The sequence below is a fragment of the Pseudomonas sp. genome (genome assembly GCF_049590575.1).
Taxonomy (GTDB): Bacteria; Pseudomonadota; Gammaproteobacteria; order Pseudomonadales; family Pseudomonadaceae; genus Aquipseudomonas.
On the sequence record NZ_JBAWDE010000137.1, the window covers coordinates 1 to 26,715 of the forward strand.

The window sequence follows — 26,715 nt, forward strand, 5'->3', positions numbered from 1 at the left end:
GGGCTGGCCTGTGACGCCGAGCCTGAGCTGGACCCCGAGGCCCTGCTGGCGCGCCGCGACGCCAGCTTCGCGCGCTCGCAGAAACACTATTACGTCGACCCGCCGCGTATCGAGCGCGGCTGGCGCAACCACCTCATCGATATGCAGGGCCGCTCCTACCTCGACATGCTCAATAACGTCGCGGTACTGGGCCATGGCCACCCGCGCATGGCGGCGGTGGCGGCGCGCCAGTGGTCGTTGCTCAACACCAATTCGCGCTTTCACTACGCAGCGATTGCCGAGTTTTCCGAGCGTTTGCTGGCGTTGGCGCCAGAGGGTATGGATCGGGTGTTCCTGGTCAACAGCGGCACCGAAGCCAATGACCTGGCGATCCGCCTGGCCTGGGCCTACAGCGGCGGGCGCGACATGCTCAGCGTATTGGAGGCCTACCACGGCTGGTCGGTGGCGGCGGATGCGGTGTCGACCTCGATTGCCGATAACCCCCAGGCGTTGAGCAGCCGCCCGGACTGGGTGCACCCGGTGACCGCACCGAATACCTATCGCGGAGAGTTCCGTGGGCAGGACAGCGCGCCGGATTATGTACGAAGCGTGGAACACAATCTGGCGAAAATTGCCGCGAGCCAACGCCAACTGGCGGGTTTTATCTGCGAGCCGGTGTACGGCAATGCCGGCGGCATCTCGCTGCCGCCGGGCTATTTGCAGCAGGTGTATGCGCGGGTGCGCGCCAGGGGCGGGGTGTGTATCGCCGATGAGGTGCAGGTCGGTTATGGCCGCATGGGGCATTTTTTCTGGGGCTTTGAGGAGCAGGGCGTGGTGCCCGACATCATCACCATGGCCAAAGGCATGGGCAACGGCCAGCCGCTGGGTGCGGTGATCACCCGTCGCGAAATTGCCGAGACGCTGGAGGCCGAGGGCTACTTTTTCTCGTCGTCGGGTGGCAGCCCGGTCAGTTGCCGGATCGGCATGGCAGTGCTGGACGTGATGGAGGAAGAGAAGCTGTGGGAAAACGCCCTGGTGGTGGGCGGGCATTTCAAGGCGCGTTTGGAAGAGCTGATCGACCGCCACCCCTTGGTTGGCGCGGTGCACGGCTCCGGCTTCTATCTGGGCCTGGAGCTGGTACGCGACCGGCACACCCTGGAACCGGCGACCGAAGAAACCATGCTGCTGTGTGATCGCCTGCGCGAGCTGGGCATTTTCATGCAACCTACCGGCGATTATTTGAACATCCTCAAAATTAAACCGCCGATGGTCACTTCTAAACGCAGTGTGGATTTCTTTGTCGACATGCTGTCGAAGGTGCTGGATGAACACCTGTAGATAGTCGATTGTTATCGGCTATTTGTTGTCATATTTGTCGGCTATGATCGTTAATTCCTTTTAAAGCCGATTTTTATCCGCTATAAAGTCCACCTTTACCCCATTCGGAGCCCATACCGCCATGACCACCCTGCACAGCACCCCTCGCGCCGATGGCTTCCATATGCCCGCCGAATGGGCGCCCCAAACCCAAACCTGGATGATCTGGCCTGAGCGCCCGGACAACTGGCGCCTGGGCGGCAAGCCCGCGCAGGCCGCTCACGTGGCGGTGGCCAAGGCCATTGCGCGTTTTGAGCCGGTGACTGTGGCCGTATCCGCCGGCCAGTACGAAAACGCCCGCGCCCGTCTCGATGTGCCGAATATTCGCGTGGTCGAGATGTCCAGCGATGACGCCTGGGTACGCGACACCGGGCCGACCTTCGTGATCAACAACACCGGAGAAGTGCGCGGTGTGAACTGGGACTTCAACGCCTGGGGCGGTTTTGACGGCGGCCTGTACGCGCCGTGGAACCGTGACTCGCAGGTAGGCGGCAAGATCCTCGAAATCGAACGTGCGCCACGCTACCGCACCGAAGGCTTTGTGCTGGAAGGCGGCTCGATCCATGTCGACGGCGAAGGCACGCTGATCACCACCGAAGAGTGCCTGCTCAACCGCAATCGCAACCCGTACCTGGACCGCGCCGAGATCGAAGCGGTGCTCAGTGCCAACCTGGCTGTGGATAAGATCATCTGGTTGCCGGACGGCCTGTTCAACGACGAAACCGACGGGCATGTGGATAATTTCTGCTGCTACGTGCGCCCAGGCGAGGTGTTGCTGGCCTGGACCGACGACGAGCAAGACCCGAACTACGCGCGCTGCCATGCCGCCATGGACGTCCTGCAAAGCAGCACCGACGCCCAGGGCCGCGCGTTCACAGTGCACAAAATGCCGATTCCGGGGCCGCTGTACGCCACCGAAGAAGAATGCGCGGGCGTCGACCCGGTGGACGGCTCCCAGGAGCGCAACCCGAGCGTGCGTCTGGCCGGTTCCTACGTGAACTTCCTGATCGTCAACGGTGGCATCATCGCGCCAAGCTTCGACGACCCGCTGGATAGCGAGGCCAAGAAAATCCTGCAGGACCTGTTCCCACAGCACGAAGTGGTGATGGTGCCGGGCCGTGAACTGTTACTGGGCGGCGGTAATATCCACTGCCTGACCCAGCAGCAACCGGCTCCGCACAAAAATTGAGTGCAGTTGTAACAGCTGAGCAGCGATAACCGGGCGCTCACCGGTTATGGCGTTTTTGACAAGCCCGCGGCCCATCAAGGTCGCGGGCTTTTTTGTGTCCGCAGGCCATTAAACCCGAGAGATTGGCATAGCTCTTGTATCGGTGTTGCCACAGTGGCCCAGGGTGATGACTGCGCAGTTCTGTCACAAACCTTGAGTAAGTTAGCCGCTCACGCAGTAGGAGAGCGCGGAAATGAATGTCGATATCAACCCGTTGTACACGCGCACCTTCCACCCCTTGCGGGTCAATGGTGATGCGATCCATGCACTGGCGCTCTGGTTGAAGGAAAACGGCTCGCGACAGATCAGGCAACAACCCGACTTGCGTAGCGTGATGAGTGCACGGTATCCGGTGGGTTTGCTCAGTGAGGCTGAGCTGAATGCACTGTGTGACTTGATGCAACGCTGACTAAGTTGTGGGAGCTGGCAAGCCAGCTCCCACATTTAGAGGGTGATGGGCTTCAGAAACTGTAGGTCCCCGTCACCACCAGGCTGCGCGGTTCACCCGGCTGAATCTGCGCCACACTGGTCGCTGACGCGTAGTAGGTCTTGTCAGCAATGTTGTTCAACGCCGCCCTTACGTCCCACTCCTTGTGACGGAACCCGGCCAAGGCGTCCCAGCGGCCATAACCCGGCAACACCACGGTGTTGAGGCTGTCGGCATAACGGTCGCCGACCAGCGTCAGGCCGGTTTCCGCGTACCAACCCATTTCCGGTTTCCAGGTCAGGAACAGGCTGGCATTGCGCTTGGCGACATCGCTGATGCGCTTGCCTTCAAAACCATTGTTGTCCTTCTCGACCTTGGCGTCCTGCAGGCCGATGCCGCCGCGCACATACCAGTCGTCGACGATTTTTCCGGTGGCCGTCAGCTCAATGCCGCGCGAGCGCTGCAAGCCGCTGAGCAGGGTGATGGTGCGGTCCAGCGGGTCGCTGGTGCGGCGGTTGTAGAGTTCCAGTTCATACACGGCAAAGGTGGTGCTGAGGCGGTCGTCGAGCCAGTCGCTCTTGATCCCGATTTCTTTCTGTTTGGTCAGTTCGGGGCTCAGGTCGTTGACGCTGCCGGCGGCATTCGGGGTGATGCCGATCAGGCCGCCGCCTGCCGGGGAGAAGGTTTTGCTCCACGAGGCGTAGAACGAGTGATGCTCCAGCGGCGTCCACACCAGGCCGAAGCGCGGGCTGGTGCTGCGGCTCTCGACGGCCTGCCGGGTGTTGAGCAGTTTGTTTTTAGTGTCCACTTCGAAGTAGTCGTAGCGCAGGCCCGCCAGCACTTGCCACTGATCGTTCAGGCGCAGTTGGTCTTGTACATACACGGCGCGGCTGTCGACTTCGGTGTGGTTGTTGCTCGATACGCTCATCCGCCCGTTGTGGCTCAAGTGGCGATTCGGCTGGTTGAGGTCCAGGCTCGGCACGGCCTGGCCGCCACGGTTGACCGCCGTCGCGGTGTACAGCTTCGGGTCGCGGCGCTGGCTACCCAGCTCCAGGCCGGTCAGCAGGCGGTGTTCCAGGCCAAAGGTGCTGAAGCCGCCTTCCAGCTCGACGTTGTTGAAGATATTCAGGGTGGTCAGGTCCTGCTGCCAGCGCTGGCGGGTGACGCGATTGGTCGCCGGGGTGTAGCCGGTTTGATAGGTGTTGTCGAAATCGCTGTCGAGCTTGAACACGCCGAGGGTCTGGCGTAATTGCCAGTTATCGTTGAGTTCATAGGCGAGTCTGGAGCGCAGCGACTGGGTTTTATCGTCGATGTAATCGCGGCTGTCAAAGTAGGTCGTGCTACGGCTCACATCCGCCGGGCGCCCGTTGACCCCGGGAATGCCACGGTCTGGCGTGCGGTTGTAGCGGCTGTATTCGTATTGCACCAGCCAGTTCAGGTCCGGTGTCAGCTGCCAGCTCATCGACGGTGCAAACAGCTGGCGATTGCCACTGACGCCGTCGCGAAAACTGTTGTTGTCCTGGTTGCCCATGTTCAGGCGCAGGCTGATGTCTTCGGTGGGGTCAGTGCTGAGGTCGGCATACAGGCTGCGCAGGTCGTTGCTGCCGCCCTGGGCCTCGATGCTCGACTTATGCCCGGCGATTGGCAGTTTGCTGACACGGTTGACGATCCCTCCCTGGCCGCCTCGCCCGTACAGTACCGCCGCCGGCCCCTTGAGCACTTCAATGCGCTCGATGTTATGCAGGTCGCGCACGTACTGGCTGTCGTCGCGGATGCCATCCAGGTAGAAGTCGTTGCTCGCGTCAAAACCGCGTATGCGCAAACTGTCGAAACGCGTATCGGCACCGCTGCTGACGTTGGGAATACCGCTCAACGCCTGGCCCAGGTCATTGGTGCCGTAGGAACGCAGGGTTTCGGTCTTCACCGAGTCGATGGCCTGGGGCACATAACGCACGGGGGTGGCGGTGCGGGTGGCGGTACTGGTCTCCTTGACACGCGGGTCGTCCTCGTCAGCTTCGGCGCTGATCGAGGTTTCGGGCAAGGTCGTGGCCGCACAGGCAAAACCGGCAGACAACAGAATAGAGAGCCCAAGGGTAATGGGCGTCAGGCGAGGGGCAGGCATGGGTGAATGTATCCAAAGTGTTTGGGAGGAAAACGGCACGTTAATGGTAATGCTTTGCATTTGCGCGCGTTATCAATTACCAAATGTATCGACTTTGAAATATGTTACTAAATATGTTTTTTCTGTCGTGGAAGAGGGTTTTTGGTCGTTTTGAGGAGGTCTGTAAGCCTTTGCTTAGAATTATTTCGCCTAAATACAGACGATTCGCGAAATTGACACATAGTTCAACGCACGACTAGGATTGCGCCCAACGCCTGTGGCGAACCGCCATGACTCATCCAATAAAAAAGGCCCGCGGCATGTTAAGTCGTCCCGCGGGCCTTCTTTTTTTCGGAGAAAGTCGACATCAGAAAAGCAATACGGAGCCTGGTGTCATAGCGCGTACTCAACCAGTAATAAGGAATATAAGAAATGTTGAAGCAACGGATGAGTCTGATCGCTCTGGGGATTTTGAGCGCATCGGCAGCAATGGCAAACGACCAGGAGCAATCCAAGGGTTTCGTTGAAGACAGCCACCTGAACATCGCAGCACGTAACGCCTACATCAGCCGTGACTACAAGAACGGCCAGCAAGACAAAGCCGAATGGGGCCAAGGTTTCATCGGCAAGTTCGAGTCCGGTTTCACCCAGGGCACCGTCGGTGTCGGTGTGGACGTGATCGGCCAATACGCTATCCGTCTGGACGGTGGCAAAGGTCGCTCCGGCGCGGGCGGTATCGACTTCTTCAAGCGCGGCAATGGCACCACCAACCCTGATGGCTCCAACAACCCGGGCTCGCCAGCAGACGACCTGGCCAAGGGCGGCGCTGCCGTGAAGTTCCGCGTTTCCAACACCGTGCTCAAGTACGGTGACCAGTTCCCGGCCGTGCCGGTGCTGCAGTACGACAACTCCCGTCTGTTGTCGGAAACCTACACCGGTACGTCGATCGTCTCCAAAGAGATCGCCGGTCTGCAACTGGACGCGGGTCACTTCACCAAAGAAGCGCGCAAGAGCATGGAAGGCACCGACAGCGGTCGCCTGAAAAGCATCGACTACATCGGCGGTAGCTACAAATTCACCGAAAGCCTGTCGGCCGCGCTGTATGCCTCCGACATGCAGGATGTGCTGAAGAAGCAATACGTCAACGTCAACTACGTGCTGGCCCTGCCAGAGAAACAGTCGCTGACCTTTGACTTCAACGGCTACAAGACCAAGCTGGACAAGAGCTTCGCCCTGGAAAACCAAGGTGACGAAGATGCTCGCGACAACAAGATCTGGAGCCTGGGCGCCACTTGGGCCGTCGGCCCGCACAGCTTCACCGTCGCTCACCAGCGCAGCACCGGCGACACCGGCTACCTGTACGGCGGCTACCGCAACGCTGGCAGCATCGGCGACGGCGGCAACACCATCCTGCTGGCCAACTCGTACTGGTCCGACTTCAACGGCAAGGACGAGCGTTCCTGGCAGGCAGGCTACGGCCTGGACTTCAGCACCTTCGGCGTGCCTGGCCTGACCTACAACGTGGCGTACGTGCGCGGCACCAACATTGACGACGGTTCCAACCGCGGCAATGGCACCGAGCGCGAAATCTTCAACCAGTTCAAATACGTCGTGCAGAGCGGCCCGGCCAAGGACCTGAGCCTGCGTGCGCGTGCGTCCTGGTTGCGCGTTTCCAGCAACGCCGACAAGTACAACGTAGGCGGTAACGAAATCCGTCTGTTCGCCGACTACCCGATCAACGTTTTCTAAATGATCCGGCGTCGCGCCTGATTCCAAGGCGATAAAAAACCCCGACTGGTTCGGGGTTTTTTTATGCCTGCGCGTTGGTCTCGCGGCTGTGCAGAATCTTGCGGGCCAGGGGCCCCTTGCCTCAGGCTTTGACCGGCGCCAGCTTCTTGCAGTTTTCCTTGCGTGCAGGATATTGCTCGCATTTGCGCAGGACAGTTTGCACCTGCTGCGCGTTCTTTATTTGCTGGTTGGCCAACAGCTTCTCTGTGATGAACAGTTCCTCGGAGCCAAGGTGGCGTTCCGCTTGATCGATCATCACCAGCGCCGACTGCCCGTCACCGCGCTTGAGGTGGTAGCTGATCATCAGGTCATAGGTCGAAGGGCCCGCGAGGCTCCAGTCCTTGATCGCTTGCAGTTCTTTCAGCGCGTCGCTGCTGCGGCCCTGGGCCAAGCGCACGGTATACGCCGTACGACGGATACCTGGCTGATCCTTGACCGGCGAAGCCAAGGCTTTGCGGATAAACCCATCGGCATCGGGCACTTTGTTTTTTTCCAAGGCGTCGTTGGCGAAGTAGGCATCCTTGTAACCTTGCAGGGCTTTCGCCACTTGCGGTGTGCTTTTCATCTTCGCCCAGTTTTGGGTGTTGATGCGCGCGCGACGCTCCTGGCGGTATTCACGTTGCAGGTATTGACGCAGCTCGGTGTCGCGGTCGGTCGTCGACATATGGGAGCGGTTGAAGTACTGGGCGGTCGCGGTGATGCTGGTGGTCAGGCCGTCCTTGACCAGCACGTCAAGCTCCTGGGTAAAGCGGTTCAGGTTGAACTGCTGCAGCGAATCCTGCATGGCGTTTTTGCGTGCGGTGAGGAAACCTGTGAGCAAGGGTTTTTGCTTGCCCTGGAAGTCGTTGAGGCGCTCCAGGCTATGGCTGGCGGCGCGGGGCGCATAACCGGCGCGGATCATCAAGTCGGTGCCGAGCAGGTCCGCCTGGTCTTCCTGGGTTCGGCCCCAGGCGGTGCTCCACACATGGTCGGAAAAGGTATTGGCGAGCGCGGTGTACAGCACTGTATTACCGATGGTTTTCTGAGTACCGGCCGGGTCTTTACTGAACAGCTTCATCGTACCGGAGCTGCGGTCCACACCGGTGTCGGCCGCCAGCGTGGCCAAGGCGACGGTGGACGCGACCGTGGTGAACATCTCTTTCTGCTGCTGGAAGGCCGCCATACGGTCATGGTGGTGCAGCAGGACGTGGCTCATTTCGTGACCAAGCATCGCGGCGATTTCGTCTTCGCTGTCGACGTTGTCCAGCATGCCCAAGGGCACGAACACGTTGCCGTAAGGGTCAGCCGAGGGGCCGAAGTTATAGCTGTCGGTGATCTTCACCTGAAGGGGAGGCAGCTCTCCGGGCCAGCCTTTGGACAAGCGCGTGACAATGCCCTGCAGATAAGCCTGAAGCATCGGGATATCCACCAGGTTTTGCTGGCGGGCCTCGGCAGCCGGCACGGCGCGTCCGTCATAGCTCAACCGCTGCTGGCTCTGGCGTTGCGGGTCGAGCTTGTAATACTGGCGCACTTCGGTGTTATCCACGTAGTGGCCCTGGACCCGGGATTGGGTCGAAGGGCCCACCAGATTCATGAACGCTTTGTCGGCTCCCTTCAACGTCGCGCAGCCGCTGAGTACCGTACTTGCCAGCAAGCTGGCCGCCAATATAGATCCCTTCACCGCAATGCTCCTTTTATTGGTTGCAACCCGCACCAAAACCGATGGTGGAGTTATTGCGGCTATCTTTGGTCTGGCTTTTGGTCAGACCCTGGCAAGGCAGGTCCACCACGTTCAGTGGCGGCTCGATGCGCAGGTCCATGGTGTCCAGCCAGATCTTCTGGCCCGCCAGTTCCACCTGCACCAAGTCCAGTGCCTTGTTGTACTGCAGTACCGGCACCGGCTGGGTGGGCGCATCTTTTTTCGGCAGCTCCCGCTGTTGTTTTCCCTGCTCATCCAACACCGCTACCGGGTCGGCCAGGAATGCCTTGATGCTGTGGATTTCCGCCCAGGCACCCTGGGTGAAGAGGGTGGCGAGCAAAACGATGAGGCTTCTGTTCATCCTTGGGTTCCTTGATTCAAACAACAAAGCGGCACGCTCAGCGATCCCGGTCGAAGAAGGCTTCGACTCGTTCGCTGAACAACACCAATGACAGCAACACAATGCCCAGCACGTTGACTGGGGTGATGTGGTTAACGCTCAGCAACACGCTCACCACAATCAGCACCGACATCACCAACAACCACGAGGGGCACGGCGAAGAAAAAAACTGGATTTCTCGGCGCCGCCAACGACTCCACGTTCGCTGGCCCGCCAGCCGTCGTGCGTGCAGCGCCTTGAGCGCTGCGATCAAGGCCAGTAGGCCGAGCTCCAGCAGGTCGAGCCAATTGAACGGCAGGCCGGGAAGGTTGGCGGGTTCATGGTCGTAATCCATGCCCGCATTGATCAGATTGTCCAGGGCCATGGCATGCAGATAAACGCCGGCAAGCTGGCCGTGGACCGGCGACTCCACCAGATCCCCCGTAGAAGTGATATTGGCCCCGACCAATACCAGGCGGTCGCGCAGCAATTCGGCAAGCAGCGCCTGGTTTTGTGGGTCGCTGACTTCCAGGTCGCTGGCCGACAGCGTCAACGTGTAAGGGCAGCGTGCTTGAGCCGAGTCGTCGAGTTTCCAGAACACCGCTTGAAAAAACTGCGCCACCCCATCCAGCACAAAATGGCGCGCCGGCGCGCAATGACGTACATCGGCGATACGCGCCTGCTCCGGCGCCAGCTTCAGGCCCCATTGCACGGCGATGGGTTGCCGGTGTGAGGCTGCCTGTGTGTCCACCGGCGGCGATGTGCACGCGTGCGTCGAGCAGAACTCGCGATACAGCGCCATGGCCGGTGTTTCCATCAGCCCGATGGAGGTTTCAACGGCTAGCGGGTATTTATCGTCCACACCGTCCCACGCGACCAGGGCGGGGCGGCCCACTTGGACAAACGGTGCCAGCGTATTGGCCTGGCCAGCCTCGCCCCGGGTTACGCCGGTATTGGCCAGCCACAGCGTAATGCCTTGGCGCTGGTAACGCTCGAACACATTTGCCAATAACTGACTGCCCCGCGTCGGGTCGCCGAAGGAATGGTCATGGCTGTACAGCAAATCCACAAAGACAGCCTGGGGCTTGTACGCCAGCAGGCGCTTGAACAGTTTGCTTTGCTCGCCATACGGCATGGGCCACGAGGTGCCATTGCGCATCAGGTACGCATCGTCGATCAGCACCACCGCCACGCGCTGTTGCCCCTCGCCGCCGTAATGGCTGGCGAACATGCGGTTGAGCCATTGCGCTGACGACTTATCGCTGGAACTCGCCAGGCCGAAAGGGTCGAGGATCGCCAACAGCACGATGATTGCCGCCAGCCAATAGCGGCGGTGTTTGAACAGCGGAGGGGTCGACAACATCCATGTCTCAATAAAAAGCACAAGCAAGGCAGGGTTTTTAGCGGAGCGGGGAGGGGGTGTCAAATGGAAAAGTGGCTAAGTGCCATATTCGTGGGCGCATGCCGAAAAACTATGAATTGTCCTCTCGTGGCGACCGTCCAAAAAAGGCTTTATAAGCACGACTGAACGCGGCCTCGGATTCATAGCCGATCGCAAAGCCGATCTCGCCGATGCGGCCTTGTTTTTGGGAGAGCATGTTTTTCGCCAGCGTCAGCCGCCACTCATTCTGATAACGCAACGGCGAGCGTCCTACCAAGGTGCTGAAACGCTCGCAGAAATTGGAGCGCGACATGCCGGCAATTTCCGCCAGCGCATCAATGCGCCACTGCCGGCCAGGTGTTGCGTGGACAGCCCTCAGTGCCCGGGCAATACGCGCATCCGACAATCCGCCCAGCCACCCGGAGGCTGTGCCCTGCTGGACCCAGGTGCGCAGGATGCGAATCACCACCAGGTCAATCAGGCGTGAAATCATCAACGCCCCGCCGGGCTGCGTGTCATGGGCTTCGAGCAGCATGAAATGCAAGATACCTTCGGCCCAGGCGGCGGCTTCGGTTTGGCGAATATGGATCAGCCGAGGCAGGCCAAACAGCATCGCCTGGAAGCTGCTCGCATCAAACCAGAACTGGCAGACCACCACGGTGACGGGGCCATTGGCTGCTGTGATCGCGATGCCGCTGGGATCATGGGCCAGCAATAGTACGTCACCCTGTTCCAGCGTAGCCGGCGACGGGTCGGCACCCTCAACCCGCAACTGGCCCTGCTTAAGCACACAAATGTGCGCACTCTGCTCATCAAGCGCCAGGCGCTGCCCTTGCGCCAGCGCGCACGAATAAACGCGATCACCCGTCAGACGGATCTGCGCCAGCACCTGGGAAAGCAAGTCGCCCTTGGCCAGCCCCTCCAGTTGCATTTCTGGATGAATGATCAAGTTATCGAGGGGATTCATCATGTCCGGTTCACCATGCCTTCACTAAGCTGACCCCACAGATCATAGCGCGCCGGTGCAACCTGGAACTGCGTTTCCAGCGTTGGCCATTTATCCAATTACCTGGGAGCAACTCAATGTTCGGCATCTCCGCCCTTGGCTGGGTCCACACCCTCGGCAGCCTGCCCGCCATCCCGCTGTCCGCCTACATGTTCATTCGCCACGGCCGCATCGTCCCCCGCTCGGCACCGGGCAGGCTCTACCTCGCGTTTATGCTGATCGGTGCCTTCAGCGTTTTCCTGGTCGCGAAGCAACCGGTCAGCAACATCATCGGCGTCATCACGCTTGCCTTGCTGGCAGCCGGTTACGGGATAGGGCACATGGCGTGGCTGGGACGTGCGCGGGTGTACCTGGAAACCCTTTTCCTGAGCCTGACAGCGTTCTTCCTGATGGTGCCCACCGTCTCCGAGACATTGCGCCGGGTGCCCGATGAGCATCCCTTTGTCACCGACTTGCAATCGCCCGTGCTGCTCGGCGCGCAAGGCGGCATCGCGCTGGCGCTTGTTATTGGGGTGACTGTGCAGATGGTCAACTTGCGTAGGAGCGGCGGGCAGCTGGCCTGAAACCCATACCAAAAACCCCGACGTCGGTACGTCCGGGCGTTTCTATTACTGCGGGGTGTTACACGGCAATAGGGGTTTGTCGTCGGGAATTGTGACCAGGGGTATATCGAAGGGGCAGAGCAAGCGTGGACGTTTGTGGACACTCGCCCCAAACCCCAGAAACAACAAAGCCCTCACATTGCTGTGAGGGCTTCGTCTTATATGGTGCGGCACCAGGAGTCGAATAGAAAAATAACTGTCTGTTTTGCAAAAAATTATGGCTGTTTCAAAAAAAATATACCTCTACGATTATCCTAATACAGCCCGTATTTTATGAGGTAGCAAAGCTCATATCGCTCCAATAATTCCCCGGTTTAGGATGATTACAAAGGCCGTGAAAAGTAAGCGTCAAGGGTTTCCGTGAGTATTGACTGAGCATCCAACATCTCTTGGCTAGGCTCGTTCACTGAACGGCTAAACCGCTTCCGAGCCCAGCTGAAAAAAGAGGGACCATCAATAGTAGGTTCATTGTGTTCCACCAAATATAATTTGGTCACAGACGCGTATCTTGGAAAAACATGGAAATGCAATTCAGGATTTAGCTCAGAAATACGCATTATGTATATCTTTTCAGGAGAGAAAGCACTTTGTAAGGCCCGTTCCGCAAACGCTAAACCATTCATCAATTCTGTACCTTCAGCCGAGCTGAGCTCCTCGAGTTTAGATACGGTCCGTTTAAACGAAATTATCATATAGCCAGGAATTTCACAGTCTCGACAGTGAGAGATTTCGATGTATTTTCCCGAGTAAATTTTTTGCGCTGACATGACTACCCTCCCATGAACCATCCATGATTAACGTGCAAGGTCTGCCCGGTCAAGCTCATGCCGGAGGTAAGCAAAAAATTGAGAGTGTTCACAATTTCTTCAGGGGTGCCAAGCTGATGACTGGGTATTTGCTCCTTCAGGTTTTTGATGAAGCTTTCGTCGAATTTGCCCATCCCACCAGAAACCGCACCGGGAGCAATAGCGTAGACCGGGACATTCGATTCGCTGAATTCTCGTGCCAATGACTTTGTCAAATTTATCACGCCAGCTTTTGATGCACTGTAGTGTGCTGCCGATACGCTATAGGGAAATATTTGGTTAGTGTCAACGCCAGAGCCAGTGACCCCCATCATGGAGGCAATATTTACAATTTTTCCTTTATCGCGTTTGAGCACATCGAAGAAATATTTACACATCAAAAAAACACTTTTTAGATTAGTTTCCATTACGAGGTCCCACTCGTCATCATCGATACTCAGGGCCGGTATTCGCATGCCATTGGATAGCTTTGGAGAAATACCCGCGTTATTGATCAGTACGTCAATACCCTTAAATCTATTTTGGACCACCCGTGACGCTTGTATCACTTCTTGGGGTGAAGTGATGTTAACGGTTAGTGCAAGGACTTGACTTTCAGGGTATTCTCTTTGGATCTTCGATTGAAGAGCATCCAGATTGTTTTTGTGAGTATCAATTATTACTAAATTATAACCCAGACCTGCCAAATGGGAGGATATGCATGTGCCAATTGTACCTCCCGCACCCGTTACCACTGCGGTAAAGTGTTCTGAATACATGACTTACGCTCCTATCTGGTGCAATGTTGAAGTATAAGAATTAAGCACGGATTCAATGTGGTACTGTGATGTTGAGTCCCTGTTCAATACCTCCAAACTGACTGGAGCGTTTACACCCATTTCCCGAAGAGTTTTAAAAAACTGATTAAGAGGAAAGTCGCCCAGTCCTGGTGCTACTCGATAGCCGCGGGTTATTTCGATCAATGATAGCTTCGAAAAAAGATCGGTGTCTCTAAGTAGATCATTGCCATGGATTAGAAAGATTTTTTCCGGTGGTATCCTCTTAAGCGCGTCCAAGTCCGGGTCCCCCATAAAGAAATGATATGTATCTAAAAGGATGCCTACATTATCTCGGTCAACAACGGCAATTAACTCCTGTAACTTTGTGATTGAGGGAATCTCCGTCCAAGGTAGGAATTCGATTGCTAGGGAAAGCCCCTCCTGCTCTAGCTTTTCTGCTAACTTACTGATGTTTTTTCGGTACAGAGACGGTTGAAGATCTTCTCCAAATGTCGCAGCTGTGAGAAAGGGCGCACCGAATAGCTTCGCATAATAAATACCTCTCGAAATTTCATTTTGCAATTTAGGATTCTCATAGTCATGAGTAAAAAGACATTTTAAGAAGTTAATCTCAATTACGTCGACATTTTTTGTCTGCAATAGAGATTTTAGCTCCTGAGGGTCTGCATTTGCCTGATGAAACCAAAGATCAAGCTTTTCGAACCAAAAACCAATTCCGGAAAACTGCGAATTGGATATCAGGTCTATTTTTTCCAACGGCGACATATCAAATCCGAAACTACCTTCGTTGATATAAATTTTCATCGGTTAAACCTCCAATATCTCAAAACATTTTTTTATAATGCCAGGTGTATTAAGTGTGTGAAATTCTAAAGCCCGGTCATAGGTTTGATTTCGGACAATCGGATCACCAATCCCCAAGCAATGTATTCGGCTGCCGGACTGTCTCGCGGCTGACAGAAAACCTATATAGGCCCCTACTCCGCAGAAAGCCAAGTGCTCTTCTACGATCAGCAGGTGTTGGTAACTGCCCAAATACGCTTGAGTTTGTGACTGCAAGTGCTTAACGTCCAAGTTGCTCAATGGATATACTGGGATATCAAGTTTTAGAGTCGAATTAATATTTTTTGAGGCTAATAAACTTCGTTTCACCGACTGGCCTGTCGCGAGTATCGCTAGCGCCTTGGAGTCGTTGAGTGTGGAATAGTCAAAGGTTATATAGTCGTCGAGATAATCGCCATCGGGGAGCGGATTCTCAATTCTTAAATACGACGGACCCATATACTCAAGCGCATCTTCAAGGCAGCGCTCCGCGCTGGGAACACTGTAAGGTGAATATATGTTTAGGTTCGGTAGTGATCGGGTGACGTTAATGTCGTCTATTTGTAAGTGTGTATATCCTTGGTCGGAGTAATAGAGGCCACACCAAAGACCAACAAATATAACTTTGAGCTTGTTTTCGCAAATTATTGAGCGAAACTGTTCATACGCTCGGTACAATAAAAAGGTAGAAATTCCAAACACAAATACCGTTGCCCCTTCTCGGGCAAGTCCAGAAGCGACATCGAAGGCGTTTTGTTCAGCCACTCCTACGTCGATAAAACGATGCCCCAGTCGGCTCTTGAAAACGTGAAGATTTGAAGAGATAGCCGAGTCTACGGCCACAACGTAAATATCCGCGATTTCGGCGTTTAAAATAATATAGTTATTGATGATATCTCTCAAATCCCTCATCTGTGCGCCTCCTAAATTTATAATGTTCAGTGACAATCCAATTCTTGTTTTACAAAATCCAATTCCAATTTGGTCGGAACTCTATAGTGCCAGCTGAGATCTTTTGCGCAAAAGCTGATGCCGTGCCCTTTAATCGTATGAGCGATCAGCACAGAAGGACCTTCAGTATTTTTTTGCTTGATGGAGGTTATAGTATCAATGATCTCTTTTGTATTATGTCCATCCACACTGAATACGGTGCATCCAAATGAAGTTAGCTTGTCAATCAAAGGCTCGATATTCATTACCGTGGCTGTAGTGCCGTCAATTTGTACTTTGTTGTAGTTAATAATGATGATGAGATTGCTGATCGAGAAATGGGCGGCAGCCATGATGCCCTCCCAATTACTTCCTTCATCAAGTTCGCCGTCACCTACAACCACATATAGCGTATCCCCTACGACTGCGTTAAATTTTTTGTGCAGGGCCATTCCAACAGCCATTGAAATTCCATGGCCGAGAGAGCCGGAAGTCATGTCTGAAAATGGTAGGTCTGTATTAGGGAACATTGTTAAATTTGAGCCTTCCTTTAAAAAATCAGTAAGTTTAAAATCAGGCGTTTTTAATGTGTGTTGCACGCAATATAGAGCTAACGCACCTTGGCAGGAACTTAGTAAAAATCTATCATGTGGTGGTTTGTAGTGAGTGGAAAAGATAGACCATAAAATTTCCACCATTGATAGCGAAGAGGCAATATGTCCACCTCCCGCTTCGTGGCATAGTTTGAAAATCTGATAACGGATATCTTTTTCAATTCGGCCAAGCATATGAATTCCCTCCGCTTTTTTCAATTGAAGTTGAATGCTGATTTAACGCCTCTCTTATCCCGGGCAAAATTGAATGCTTGTTGATATTCGTTCGGGCTAAATAAATTTGTCGTCAGTCCAGTGAGCTTATGACCACTAGTTTCTAGGTAGTTACATGCCGCTACCATATGATTGTGGTGAATGCCTTTGCTCGTCGATATTCGGCACCCGCTTTTAACGATATCAGAGGCGCTGATACCCTTCTCTGTCGAAAGATTCAGGATTCTGAGATGTCCACCAGGTTTACAGAGATTTAGTGCGAACACTAAGCCAGAACTGGTGTCGCTAGAGTCAATGACGAGATCGTAATGGTGCAGTCCTGCCGGATTGGTGTCCGCTATGAAGGTGTTTCTCGCGCCGAGGCTGAGTGCTTTTTCGAGACGTTGGTCGTCGCTGCTCAGGCCAAACACATCTACTGAGTGCCCGTTTTCCGCCAACAGAAGGGTATGCAGAAGCCCTAGGATGCCTGGACCTATGACAGCGACCGTCAATATCTCAGCTCGAAGCCCTTCAAAGATGCTAGCCATGGAATTCAGCGCAATAGAAAGCGGCTCAGTGAGAACACTGATTTCGGGAGGGATGTCTTTCGATATTTTGTGAGCCATTGACTCGTCAACGGTCAAGTACTCAGAAAATGTGCCGTTGGCATTTATACCGATATGCCGCCAGTTGCTACAGTAATTGGTGAGGCTTTGTATACATGAATCACATTTGTGGCAGGGGAAAACTGTCTCAAACACCACATGATCTCCATTCTTGAAGAGACTATCTGGAGCAGCTTGAGCAACGTGCCCACAGCCTTCATGACCAAGGATCCCGTTGAGTTTTAACAAGGTTTTGTTATAGTACTTACCATCAACGATTTTCAGATCAGTCGAGCAAATACCTGCTAACTTAATTTTTATCCTAATAGGGCGCGGATAATATTCAGCTTCGCACAGATCGTCATCTTGGTAAATGATCTGTTCTCCATTATAAATTAGCGCTTTCATTGTTAACCTCCTGTTTTATTTTATCTACAACGACCATATTCCTCAGTGCGTCGTCTATATTGACCAAGGGCGTTTCTTTACCCTCAATTACTCTGATAAAATGATCCATTTCCAGTTTAAGCGGATCCTCGCAGAGCGCTTCGGAATTAACAAGTTTCGCCCAAAACCTAGAGTGCCAATCCCCTGAACCTTCATACGAATATAAAGTTAAACTGGGAAAAGTAATGACGCCTTTGTCACCAAAAATTTTTAGAAAATCCACATTACTCTTAGGGAATGCATGGTTTTCATTCATCGTTTTTTCGTAGCTAAACGGTGATGGAATATTGTCTCCTATTAAGAGAGTTCCGATAATCCCGTTTTTTAGCTTAAAAATCGCAGTAATATTTTCTTCGATGGCTAAATTTCTGTTAGTTTGGCCTAGGATAGCCTTGGTTAGACCTATCTCACCAAAGAGGAACCTAACGGTATCTATCTCGTGTATGCCATTTATTGCTAAAGGACCACCACCTTGATTTGCATGAATTCTCCAATTGCTTTCTACATTCTTGAAATAGTCATCGTTTTTTTTAATGCACCATACTGAATCAAAAGATATGACGTTGCCTATAACGCCTGAAGCGATTATTCGCTTGAGCTCCTGCATCTTTGGCGAGAATCTTCGGTGATGACCTATTAATGCTGTACAGTTATATTCATTAAGAATTTCCTTTATCTTTGTGATTTCTGCCGAGTCGTAAGCCACTGGTTTTTCAATTAAGAAAAATTTTATTTTTTCTGCGCTAAACTCTATGATTTCTTTAGTTAAATTGTGCGGGCCGGCCAGGATCAATGCATCTAAGTCGGCCTCGCGAATCATTTTTTTATAGCTGTCGTATGTCCTAATTCCGCTTTCAATATCTGAAAATCTCGACATATTCTTGTAAGTTAGAGCTTTTACCATGGCTTTATTAGAGTGATAGCGCTGTATGTTATTCAGATGTTTCATTCCGTGATTACGACCAACGATACCGATGTTCAACATGGGTCGATTCCTCCTGGCTAGATTTATCTTCCACCGGCAACTCTGAATAGCTCACCTGTGATGTAATTAGCGTCAGAACTGGATAAAAAGAATTCGACGCCAGCGATATCTTCAGGCAGGGCAATCCTTCCTAAAGGGACTAGATTTACAAGTCGCTCTAAAGTTTCGGCAGGCAGGCCCAAGGCAGCATCTGTGAGGGTAAGGCTAGGCATGATTGCATTAACCCGGACGTTGTACGTCGCAAGCTCCTTCGCCAGGGACTTCGTCAGACCAATCAGAGCACTTTTGGAAGTCGCATATGCGCTAGCCATTGGGTATCCGTCGGTGGCTGCCACGGACGCCATATTGATAATCACGCCTTGGCGCCTGCCTTTCATAGAGGGTATTACTGCTTTGCACAAGTGGAAGACGCCATCGAGATTGGTGGCGAGGACATTTCTCCAATCGTCTTGATCAATATATTCTAAACCCTCAGATGGCGGTTGCTGGATTCCGGCACAATTCACAAGGGCGTCAATCTTTCCTACTTCTAAAAGTATTCGATCTATACAGTCATTAACTACTCTTAAATCACGAACATCGCACTTTATTACGTGGATATTTGCATGCGTCTTGTTTTGTTTTTCAGGGTTTAAGCACAGTGAAAAAACAGTATCGCCGGCTATAGCGTGTCTCTCTGAAATTGCTAAGCCGATCCCCCTCGTTCCGCCGCTGACGACAATAACTCTGCTGGACATATATGAACCTCTTGAGGATCAATAAACTAAGTTATGATCCACCCTCCATTGCAGTCAAGTGTTGCTCCATGCACATAATCAGCATGCTTGGAGATTAAAAATAGGACGGTCCCTGCAATATCTTCTCCCTTACCAAGTCTGCCGAGAGGGACATGGTTTTTAGCCCATTCGTCGCTTAGGTCGGCGTCTGATATCATATCTGTATCTATCCGGCCGGGTGCTACAGCATTAACTGTAATGCCACACCCCCTTAATTCGTAAGCGAGCCCTTTAGTTAAACCAATAAGCCCCGCTTTTGACGAGATGTAGTCAACGGAGGCGAGTACTCCTCCAAATCTGGCAGAGGCTGAGGAGATATTTATGATTCGCCCATAGTGATTCCTTTTCATATGAGGAATCACTTGTTTGCAGGTGTAGAATGCACCGGACAAGTTCGTGTTGATGACTTGATGCCAGATTTCCTCTTGAATATCTTCAATCAGAAATCGCCCATCAGACTTGATGTGAGAAATACCGGCATTGTTGACGAGTATGTCTATTTTGGAGTGTTTATCAACCACCTGCTTAATCATTGCTGTAACTGATTTTAAGCAAGATATATCGCATTGAAAATATTCAACGCGCTCAGGAAGCTGAACTTTAGACTGCGCTTTGGTGCCGCAAGTGACGACTATTAAATTGTCTTCAAGTGCAAGCAGTTTGACGATGGCGAAACCGATACCTCTTGTTCCGCCCGTAATAAGGGCAACTTTCATAGCCGAACATCCCTGTAAGCATGAGAGATACTAGTTGAAGAGATAGCTAGCTATCTATTTGGCTGTATTATTTCTCGTGTGTGTTTATATTCTTGACGGTGCAAGGCTGAATTGTCAACGCCGGAACAGGATCTGATCATTGATTGATTTAATTGGTTTTTTTTGATTTTTATAAGTTCAGAGAATAAAGAGGGCGTGCTTATTGTTATATATTATTAGAAGGTAGTGTACGTTCTAGTCCGCTAGTCCGTCTGGGTAAGCATTGCGAATGCTGCGAACCTATGTCCTCGTCGCTGCCAGACCAGCTGAATGAGAGCCTTAGATGTCACGGATATTTTGTATGGCTCAGCTCTGTTTGATGTGCTTTCTCACATATTCTGACACGCTGAACTGCCAATTTTTTCCTAAGCGATGAGTGAGTAGGCGCACGGTCAGCACATAGTAATAACGCGTCAGTTCAGTGCGGTGCATTAGATGGTGATTCAAAAACCACGCAAGGTGTTTTCTCTTCCAATTCCATAAATTGTCACGCTGCCAGCGCTCAGCGATAGCTGCTTGGATTGCCTTTGCCTGGCGAAGGTGACGCTGCCGAGTAGCGTGCGATCCGGTCAGGACTCCTGCGAGGAACAGTTCCATATCGAATGCCGTACTCATGCGCGGCCACCAATGTAAGCCGACACCACGTCGATACGACCGTGCCCCAGCTCATAGCTGATTTGTGCTCGGGCTTCCTGATCGAGGTGATGATCAAGTTGGTAGCAATTGCCACCGTTGACGGGCGCAGGATGCTGGGTGATTTGCTCATAGCGTTCGCACGCATAGGTCGCCCGCAATTCGTGGAAGCCCTTGAGGTTGTGGGTATTGAGAATTTCCCGTGCGGGCCGAACGATTAGCTGTTGGAAATCGAGGTAGCATTCATTTGCTGCAAGCAGATTGCGGCTACCATTCGGCGAGACGTGAAGGGCGAATGTCAGTGCGTCGCTGATGTGATCATCTACTGTAATCCAACGAGGGGCCGAGGCTCCCGAGCGGCCACCTTTGGTGCCGTCCTGGATGTTGATCTTGCCGTATTGTTTGGCTTCACTTTTTAGGCGTGGTAGGTCAGCCAAAATGGCCTCGCGCAAGCGCATGCCGGTGGCTCGCGCTAACTGAACGATGGCCGCAACGCGTGGCTGCTGATGTTCGCAAAGCACCTCGACCATCCGCTTCACATGTTCGCGGTCTTGGCCTTGAGGTGCCACGGTGCGAACGGATGTGCGCTGCATTCCCAGCGTCTTGCTCGGACTCGACACCTTCACATACTGATCACCGCGAAGGGCGGCCATGGTTCGGTTCACACTAGACAATCGATTTTGCGCGGTGGCGATGCCGATAGCGTCTTGTTCAACCTGCTGACGTAGATGTCCTGCGTAATCCAGTAAGGTCTGCCGATTAATCTGCCGCGCGTCGTTAAAGCCCGGCCCATCATCCGAACGACACCAGCGCACGAAAGCCTGCCAGCGATCACTGTGCGCCTTCACCGTACCGTAGTGTCCGCCGCCGAACATGTTCTTCAATGCCTGCGGCCCGGCATAGCTCAGTTGCCGACCCCATCCAAAATTTCGCCCGTCTCGTCTACCGACCAATGCCATGATCGAACTCCTCTCGAAGCCAACACTTTTGAAAACTTCCCCACGTCATCCCGCCAAGAATGTTGAGTGTTATCAGGGATCAAGGCCCCTGCGACCTGTGAGGGTTGTCCACTAACGCGGGAATGACGGCTCCTTACGACCTGGAGCTTGGGCATCTCATGATCTGGCCTCCTGAGCGCTTCCGAAGAAGTGGGCGGGTGGAAGCTGCACTGGCTGACGAGACCGGTGCCGCGAGATCCTGAGTCGGGTGAAGGCAGTGAGGCGATGACCGGGGCGCGCCTGACTGTCAGTCAGGTGCAGTCCATTCCGTGGGCTGCGGCACCATCATCTGCATCGCTGTTGCTGGTGACTTCGGTATTTGTCATGCCGATTGTCACGAGGGGGAATGCCGCAAAGCCTTGTACTAGGCGGGCTGCAGCAGCGGTAGGAGCGCCCGTCTCTTTCCGGAAGAAAGAGACGGGCGCAGGTTGGCGCAAGGAAATGGCCAAGCGGATAGTTGCTGCAGGGCAGCTATGAAAGGGGATGAGTTGCCGCAGTGGGCACACTGTTAAAAGTAGGCATCCATCACATCGCTGTGACCGTGCGAGCCGCCGGACGCTAATCGCACTTTGGGAGAACCACCACGGTGTGGCGTAGCCTTAAAGGTTCTGGCTACCTGGGTTGCTGTCAACGACAGCGCTTTGCCCGATCTTTTCTACGCCTGTGGATAATTCGGGTCAAGACTCCAATTTTCGGGAGTTCTGCGGCTGTGGATGAAATTATCCACCGGTGGAAATCCGTGGTTTTCCACAGACAGTTGCGTGGGCTTTAGATTTTTTAAGTGAGGTCCATCCAAACAGGGCGGCTTTGCAGCCCTGTTTGGATGGACCCGCGTGGCAGAGCAGATTGCGAGAGTCTTACGGATGTACGCTTACTTTACTGCGGCACTTTAAAAGCCAAAGCAGTGTTAGCACCGTCGGCCAAAACAACGTGTTGAGAACGTCGTGAGCGCTTGCCTGCCAGCGCCAGTATCCGAAGCTTCCAATATCGTCTCGCCGATCTACCCACTCGCCTGCACACGCAATGATGAAAACAACCAGCCAGCCAAGGTATGGCCTGAATCGTCGGGTGCTAACGATCAACGTCAAATAGACCGCCATGCCCAAATAGATATGCAGCGCGTCTTTTGACAGTCCGGTTGCCGACACAATGGCGAGCTTGATGCTTTGTGCGATTGAGATATCCATATCAACTCCTCCTCTCTGCGCCAATGCCAGGCTTCGCCTTTATCCGAGTAACGTTATCTCCAATCTGGTTGGCGAATTCGTGTGGAGTAACATGCTCCTGCCGGTTGGCCTCCAGATACCGACTCCACCAGTTCATGATCAGCCTACGCTCCTCGATGAACTCGGCCTTGTGGATGTAAGCGGCACGGACGTTGTTGCGCTCCTTATGGCTCATCTGCCGTTCAATGGCGGTCTCCGACCACAAGCCTGACTCGACCAGTGCGCTGCAGGCCATCGAACGAAACCCATGTCCGCAGATATCGATTTTGGTGTCGTATCCCATCGTCCGTAAGGCGTTGTTCACGGTATTTTCGGACATGGGCTTCCAGGGCTTGGCATCGCCTGCAAACACCAGGTCGAATTTACCGGTGAGGGCGTGGATCTGTTCAAGCAGGGTCACGGCTTGCGGCGATAAGGGTACTAAATGGATATCCCCTGCCATCTTCGTACCCCTTGTGGAAAAGGGTACTCCCTCCAACGCGGGTCGAGTGTCGGGTATTTCCCAGGTGCCGCGCTTGAGGTCGAACTCGCTCCAGCGGGCGAAACGCAGCTCGCTGGATCGTACAAACACATGCAGTGACAGCATCACCGTCAGACGAGTAAGTGCCCGGCCTTTATAGGTGTCGATTCGTTCCTGCAGTTCCGGCAGTCGCGATAAGGGTAGAGCGGGGCGATGGACCACGCGCGGGGCTTTGATCAAGCCTTCGAGGTCGTAAGCAGGGTTGGCGGTGATAAGTCGGAGGCGTTTTGCCTCGCGCATGATGCTCTGCAGGTAGTTTTGTACCCTTAACGCTACGTCTATCGTTCCGCGCTTTTTGATCGCTTCCAAGGGCTGCATTAGGTCATGAGTGTCGAGGTCAACAATGGCGCGGGCGCCGATCAGCGGGAACACGTGGGTTTTGAGGCGACTCATCACCGTCTTGGAGTGGCCTGGTGCCCACTTGGCCGACATTTCCGTGTGCCAGTCCAGCGCAACGCTTTCAAAGGTTCTGCCTTTGATCACGGCTTCCGCCTTGGCTTGGTACTTGGTCTCTATGGGATCAATGCCATCCGCCAGCATTCGCTTGACCTCCAAGCGCTTGCGGCGCGCGTCGGCGAGGCCAATGACAGGATAGTTGCCGAACGAGGTCAGTCCTTCGCGTCCGTCAGGTTTGACGTAACGGAGCCGCCAGCCTTTGCGGCCATTGGGTTGGACTAGAAGGTAGAGGCCGTCGCCGTCGAAAAGCTTGTAGGCGCGGTCCGTAGGTTTTGCCAAGCGGCAAGCTGCGTCGGAGAGTGGAGCTGTGGTGCGCGACATAAGGGTACTCCCTTTTATCGAAGTGACCTGTATCCCAAACTCTACCCCTAAAACGGTTGGAATCCACCAGTTTCTGACGGAAACCGATGGAATGCCAAAACGAAAAAACCCGCCAGAAGGCGGGTTTTTCGGGGGTTCCAGAGATTTTGAAAGCCTTCTCTGGAACCTTGTATGGTGCCGGCACCAGGAGTCGAACCCGGGACCTACTGATTACAAGCTAGGTGCTCAGAACCTACGAATCAATGACTTACAAGATTTATTGTTACGTGCACATACTCCAAGGCTCGCGTAGTTAGCGGGCCCTGAATCGCTTGTTACGTGGGTACCGGTTAGGCGGCAAGCACCCTTCTGAGCATTTCCTCCGCTTCAATCTCATCCTTGCAATGGTAGATTTCCTTTGCCATCAACCGCATGGATTTCCCTGGAAGAACCTCGGCGTCTCCGTCAGATAGGTCAACGTCTGCAAGATCCGCTGCCGATGGCAGCCCATTGGGAAACTGGACAATTACCCAAACGTCGACAGCACGAAATACCTTTCCACCTCGTGTTTCAACTCTATCCATCAGCTCGCTAATTTTGGCGGCGCCAGCCCCATACATCAGTGCAGCGTTGAGTGTGGGGCTCAATCGGACCCCTATTAAAGGTGGCGCATCCCGAAACGTGATATCGCAATAGCCCTCGCGCCGTGATAGATCCACCAGTTGTTGCATGTTGTGCTGCAACGGAGAAATGGTTTCGCCCGACATTACGTTGTCCCTTTCGTTGGTTGGATTCGGGTATACCCTAGCAGACCGGAAGCCTATGAATGGGCTTCTCAGTTGGCAGAAGGATCAACTACAGGAACACTGTGATCGTAAACGTCCATCATTTTAGAGTCACGGTGGCCGCTGGCTTCTTGCTTGTCCGCTCGGTTACCCACAGTGTCGGTGATGCCGCGTCGTTTTAGGTCGTGCAGGGCAAACCGTTGTTCCGGCGTGATGAAGTCATCTGTTAGCGCCAGGGTGATGAAGCGTTGCCAGGCGGTATCTAGGCTGGTTTTTCGCAGTGGGCCGCCGTGGCTAGCCACAATGATGTTCCTGCGTGATGGATGGATTGGGATCGCGATCTTGCGTTTGGCCCATACCTTGGATCGATAGGCTTTTGCGTTTTCCCAGGCTTTACGCAGCCGTGGCGTCCAGCGAACGATATTGTCACGGCTGCCCTTGCGACGGTTGGTCAGTATCCCGCTCTCCAGCTCGTTTTCGTCGGTGAGGGTCACGACCTCGATGCCGCGCAACCGGCAGAGGTAGGCCAGTTCCATGACATAGCCTAGGTACTCGGGACAGCCGCCTTTTTCGTTGCGTTGCAACAACCCTCTGGCGGTTGCCCGGTCGATAAGGGCGTCCATGACCTGCTGGTTGGGTAGGCGGCGCTGCTTTCGCTCTATGGGCGCCTCAATGCCTAGGGCTGGGTTCACTTCCAGAAAGCCACGATTGCGGCCCCACTGCAGTACACGGCGCAGGTAGCGGAGAGCATGTGCGGCCTTTGATGGCGTGCCTTCGTCCGCGAGTCGATCAACGATTCGTTGCACCAGGGCAGAAGTGAATTTCCGAACAGCCAGATCCCCCAACGGTTTTCCCAGCTTGGTGGGAATAGTCAGTAGAACGTCGCGGGAGTAGCAATAATCGTCATGGGTTTTCGAGCTTAGCTTCTTGTACCGATCGCTGCCGTGGAACTGTGCACAAATATAGCGGAGCGTTCCCCGGTCGACGTTGGAAGCCTCGTCCATGATCTGGTGCAGCTCTGCCAGCGAAACGGTAGCCGGCGCAATATTGCGCCGACGTTGCGTGCCTGTCTCGTCACGATGAAGGGTGTACCAGACCCCTTCGTTTCGCTGGTCGAAGTAAACGGCCGCTGGTAGAGCGGCTTGGTCAATGTGATTGGGAATGTGCGGATTGTGCTTCCGCTTCCTTGCTTTCCTCATAGGATGTCGGAGTCGTATCGCTCTGTAGCGGCAGGCTTCATGCCTGCGGCTTGGTTGATGAGGTCCAGCGTTGTCCAAGGCCCTGTCCGGCCACGGAAGAGGCGAACGCCCTGGTCGATCAGCGACCGTTCAACGTCAGACCGGCGTTGGTAACCGGTGATGCGCTGCAGGTCGGTGAATATCAGGACGTTGTCCGATCGGGAGTTCATTGCTAGTCCTCTGTAAGCTGGAGCACCCCGGGCAGTCTAGCGCTGCAGCCGGGGTATGGTTGTTAGAAGTTTGATCCCAAACTGCTGGGATCTATTGGCGGGAGCCTGTGGAAGTTGATTTAGCTAAAAGTTGCGAGACCAGCACCGCTTCGTGGGCGGTAAGATCGCCTTGCAACTGGGCCATGGTGGTGACGGATTCAAGCCGGATACGTGCATCGGCCGTCTTCCGCACCTGGTAATCGAAAAGCGCGGTACCGACGATTCGGATGGCCATCAGGTGTCGAGCCGCTTGCATGCCATCGGTCGGCGCTGTGGTAGCCTTATCGCCGCTGCTGCTTTGGTGCTGTGCTTGCATGGTGTTGCCCTCAGTGGTGGCTGGTGCCGGGGAGCTGTAACTCCCCGGCACCGCTTTAATACCGGCGCTCGCCGGCAGTTGTTGGTTACACTTGCCTAATCAGGTGAATCACCAGTCTCTCCAATTCGATCACCTCGTCCATGGCTGACTGCCATTCCAATACCGCCTGGATCTGCTGCCTTGTGCACTGCAGAACCAGCAGCTCTTTCTCCGTTGCACCACGGACTTCCAGAATCTCGACCAGGCCAGCAGAGCTATATGCCTCGGCGTACACCATTTGGTTTGCTCCCACGACCCACTCCATCAGTTCCTTCAAGTGCTTGAGCTGTTTCGTGGCACCGTCGAGACCTTCACCGGTGATAACTTGAATCTGCATC

28 protein-coding genes are annotated in these 26,715 nt (G+C 54.0%); 5 read left to right on the plus strand and 23 right to left on the minus strand.

Annotation, left to right across the window (positions count from 1 at the left end):
• From WBR57_RS10605 to WBR57_RS10615, 3 genes are all read left to right on the plus strand, one after another.
• Positions 1-1,317, plus strand: a 1,317-nt coding sequence (locus tag WBR57_RS10605; protein ID WP_424083782.1) for an aminotransferase class III-fold pyridoxal phosphate-dependent enzyme, incomplete at its 5' end; no start/stop codon positions are given.
• Between the two features lie 121 nt (positions 1,318-1,438).
• Positions 1,439-2,545, plus strand: a complete 1,107-nt coding sequence (aguA, locus tag WBR57_RS10610) for an agmatine deiminase (RefSeq protein WP_424083783.1) — start codon at positions 1,439-1,441, stop codon at positions 2,543-2,545.
• 232 nt (positions 2,546-2,777) lie between these two features.
• Positions 2,778-2,993: a hypothetical protein gene (locus tag WBR57_RS10615; protein ID WP_424083784.1), complete on the plus strand. Its 216-nt coding sequence runs from the start codon at positions 2,778-2,780 to the stop codon at positions 2,991-2,993.
• A 52-nt stretch (positions 2,994-3,045) separates the two neighbouring features.
• Here WBR57_RS10615 and WBR57_RS10620 read toward each other — a convergent pair whose 3' ends face one another.
• Positions 3,046-5,133, minus strand: a complete 2,088-nt coding sequence (locus WBR57_RS10620) for a TonB-dependent receptor (protein WP_424083785.1) — start codon at positions 5,131-5,133, stop codon at positions 3,046-3,048.
• Positions 5,134-5,544: 411 nt separating this feature from the next.
• Here WBR57_RS10620 and WBR57_RS10625 point away from each other — a divergent pair, with 411 nt between their 5' ends.
• Positions 5,545-6,861 carry an OprD family porin gene (locus WBR57_RS10625; protein ID WP_424083786.1) on the plus strand — a complete coding sequence of 439 codons (1,317 nt, stop codon included), beginning with the start codon at positions 5,545-5,547 and terminating at the stop codon, positions 6,859-6,861.
• 121 nt (positions 6,862-6,982) lie between these two features.
• On the opposite strand, the gene WBR57_RS10630 is transcribed toward WBR57_RS10625, so the two are convergent.
• The 4 genes from WBR57_RS10630 to WBR57_RS10645 form a co-directional block, all read right to left on the minus strand.
• Positions 6,983-8,560, minus strand: coding sequence for a M48 family metalloprotease (locus WBR57_RS10630; protein WP_424083787.1), 1,578 nt, complete (start codon positions 8,558-8,560; stop codon positions 6,983-6,985).
• 13 nt (positions 8,561-8,573) lie between these two features.
• Positions 8,574-8,939, minus strand: a complete 366-nt coding sequence (locus tag WBR57_RS10635) for a hypothetical protein (RefSeq protein WP_424083788.1) — start codon at positions 8,937-8,939, stop codon at positions 8,574-8,576.
• 37 nt (positions 8,940-8,976) lie between these two features.
• The gene (locus tag WBR57_RS10640) at positions 8,977-10,320 is read right to left on the minus strand and encodes a CHASE2 domain-containing protein (RefSeq protein ID WP_424083789.1); all 1,344 of its coding nucleotides are present in this window, start codon (positions 10,318-10,320) and stop codon (positions 8,977-8,979) included.
• Positions 10,321-10,429: 109 nt separating this feature from the next.
• The gene (locus tag WBR57_RS10645; protein ID WP_424083790.1) at positions 10,430-11,308 is read right to left on the minus strand and encodes an AraC family transcriptional regulator; all 879 of its coding nucleotides are present in this window, start codon (positions 11,306-11,308) and stop codon (positions 10,430-10,432) included.
• 113 nt (positions 11,309-11,421) lie between these two features.
• Between WBR57_RS10645 and WBR57_RS10650 the strand changes: the two genes are divergently transcribed.
• Positions 11,422-11,907, plus strand: a complete 486-nt coding sequence (locus WBR57_RS10650; protein ID WP_424083791.1) for a hypothetical protein — start codon at positions 11,422-11,424, stop codon at positions 11,905-11,907.
• Positions 11,908-12,269: 362 nt separating this feature from the next.
• Here the strand turns inward: WBR57_RS10650 and WBR57_RS10655 are convergent, their stop codons facing one another.
• From WBR57_RS10655 to WBR57_RS10740, 18 genes are all read right to left on the minus strand, one after another.
• Positions 12,270-12,713 carry an HIT family protein gene (locus tag WBR57_RS10655; protein ID WP_424083792.1) on the minus strand — a complete coding sequence of 148 codons (444 nt, stop codon included), beginning with the start codon at positions 12,711-12,713 and terminating at the stop codon, positions 12,270-12,272.
• A gap of 2 nt (positions 12,714-12,715) precedes the next feature.
• Positions 12,716-13,510 (minus strand): SDR family NAD(P)-dependent oxidoreductase, encoded by a 795-nt coding sequence (locus WBR57_RS10660; protein ID WP_424083793.1) that lies wholly within the window; start codon positions 13,508-13,510, stop codon positions 12,716-12,718.
• Positions 13,511-13,513: 3 nt separating this feature from the next.
• On the minus strand, positions 13,514-14,335 hold the full coding sequence (locus tag WBR57_RS10665) for a sugar phosphate isomerase/epimerase family protein (protein ID WP_424083794.1): 822 nt from the start codon (positions 14,333-14,335) through the stop codon (positions 13,514-13,516).
• 3 nt (positions 14,336-14,338) lie between these two features.
• The gene (locus tag WBR57_RS10670) at positions 14,339-15,265 is read right to left on the minus strand and encodes a hypothetical protein (RefSeq protein WP_424083795.1); all 927 of its coding nucleotides are present in this window, start codon (positions 15,263-15,265) and stop codon (positions 14,339-14,341) included.
• A gap of 26 nt (positions 15,266-15,291) precedes the next feature.
• Positions 15,292-16,071: a 1-deoxy-D-xylulose-5-phosphate synthase N-terminal domain-containing protein gene (locus WBR57_RS10675; protein ID WP_424083796.1), complete on the minus strand. Its 780-nt coding sequence runs from the start codon at positions 16,069-16,071 to the stop codon at positions 15,292-15,294.
• 20 nt (positions 16,072-16,091) lie between these two features.
• Positions 16,092-17,102 carry a zinc-dependent alcohol dehydrogenase gene (locus WBR57_RS10680; RefSeq protein WP_424083797.1) on the minus strand — a complete coding sequence of 337 codons (1,011 nt, stop codon included), beginning with the start codon at positions 17,100-17,102 and terminating at the stop codon, positions 16,092-16,094.
• Positions 17,083-18,126, minus strand: a complete 1,044-nt coding sequence (locus tag WBR57_RS10685) for a Gfo/Idh/MocA family protein (protein ID WP_424083798.1) — start codon at positions 18,124-18,126, stop codon at positions 17,083-17,085. The genes WBR57_RS10680 and WBR57_RS10685 overlap by 20 nt, the downstream gene beginning before the upstream one ends.
• Before the next feature lie 23 nt (positions 18,127-18,149).
• On the minus strand, positions 18,150-18,863 hold the full coding sequence (locus tag WBR57_RS10690) for an SDR family NAD(P)-dependent oxidoreductase (RefSeq protein ID WP_424083799.1): 714 nt from the start codon (positions 18,861-18,863) through the stop codon (positions 18,150-18,152).
• 26 nt (positions 18,864-18,889) lie between these two features.
• Positions 18,890-19,618: an SDR family NAD(P)-dependent oxidoreductase gene (locus WBR57_RS10695; protein ID WP_424083800.1), complete on the minus strand. Its 729-nt coding sequence runs from the start codon at positions 19,616-19,618 to the stop codon at positions 18,890-18,892.
• Between the two features lie 345 nt (positions 19,619-19,963).
• Positions 19,964-20,272 carry a hypothetical protein gene (locus WBR57_RS10700; RefSeq protein WP_424083801.1) on the minus strand — a complete coding sequence of 103 codons (309 nt, stop codon included), beginning with the start codon at positions 20,270-20,272 and terminating at the stop codon, positions 19,964-19,966.
• Positions 20,269-21,249 (minus strand): integrase domain-containing protein, encoded by a 981-nt coding sequence (locus WBR57_RS10705; RefSeq protein ID WP_424083802.1) that lies wholly within the window; start codon positions 21,247-21,249, stop codon positions 20,269-20,271. The genes WBR57_RS10700 and WBR57_RS10705 overlap by 4 nt, the downstream gene beginning before the upstream one ends.
• An 896-nt stretch (positions 21,250-22,145) precedes the next feature.
• Positions 22,146-22,475, minus strand: coding sequence for a hypothetical protein (locus tag WBR57_RS10710; protein ID WP_424083803.1), 330 nt, complete (start codon positions 22,473-22,475; stop codon positions 22,146-22,148).
• Position 22,476: 1 nt separating this feature from the next.
• A complete protein-coding gene (locus WBR57_RS10715; RefSeq protein ID WP_424083804.1) occupies positions 22,477-23,811 on the minus strand; it encodes a tyrosine-type recombinase/integrase in 1,335 nt (444 codons plus the stop codon).
• A gap of 329 nt (positions 23,812-24,140) precedes the next feature.
• Positions 24,141-24,557, minus strand: coding sequence for a transposase (locus WBR57_RS10720; RefSeq protein WP_424083805.1), 417 nt, complete (start codon positions 24,555-24,557; stop codon positions 24,141-24,143).
• Between the two features lie 68 nt (positions 24,558-24,625).
• Positions 24,626-25,774 (minus strand): site-specific integrase, encoded by a 1,149-nt coding sequence (locus WBR57_RS10725; RefSeq protein WP_424083806.1) that lies wholly within the window; start codon positions 25,772-25,774, stop codon positions 24,626-24,628.
• Complete coding sequence (locus WBR57_RS10730; RefSeq protein WP_424083807.1) at positions 25,771-25,983, minus strand: hypothetical protein; 213 nt, start codon at positions 25,981-25,983, stop codon at positions 25,771-25,773. The genes WBR57_RS10725 and WBR57_RS10730 overlap by 4 nt, the downstream gene beginning before the upstream one ends.
• A gap of 91 nt (positions 25,984-26,074) precedes the next feature.
• On the minus strand, positions 26,075-26,338 hold the full coding sequence (locus WBR57_RS10735; RefSeq protein ID WP_424083808.1) for a hypothetical protein: 264 nt from the start codon (positions 26,336-26,338) through the stop codon (positions 26,075-26,077).
• A gap of 85 nt (positions 26,339-26,423) precedes the next feature.
• On the minus strand, positions 26,424-26,714 hold the full coding sequence (locus WBR57_RS10740; RefSeq protein WP_424083809.1) for a hypothetical protein: 291 nt from the start codon (positions 26,712-26,714) through the stop codon (positions 26,424-26,426).
• Position 26,715 lies beyond the last annotated feature (1 nt).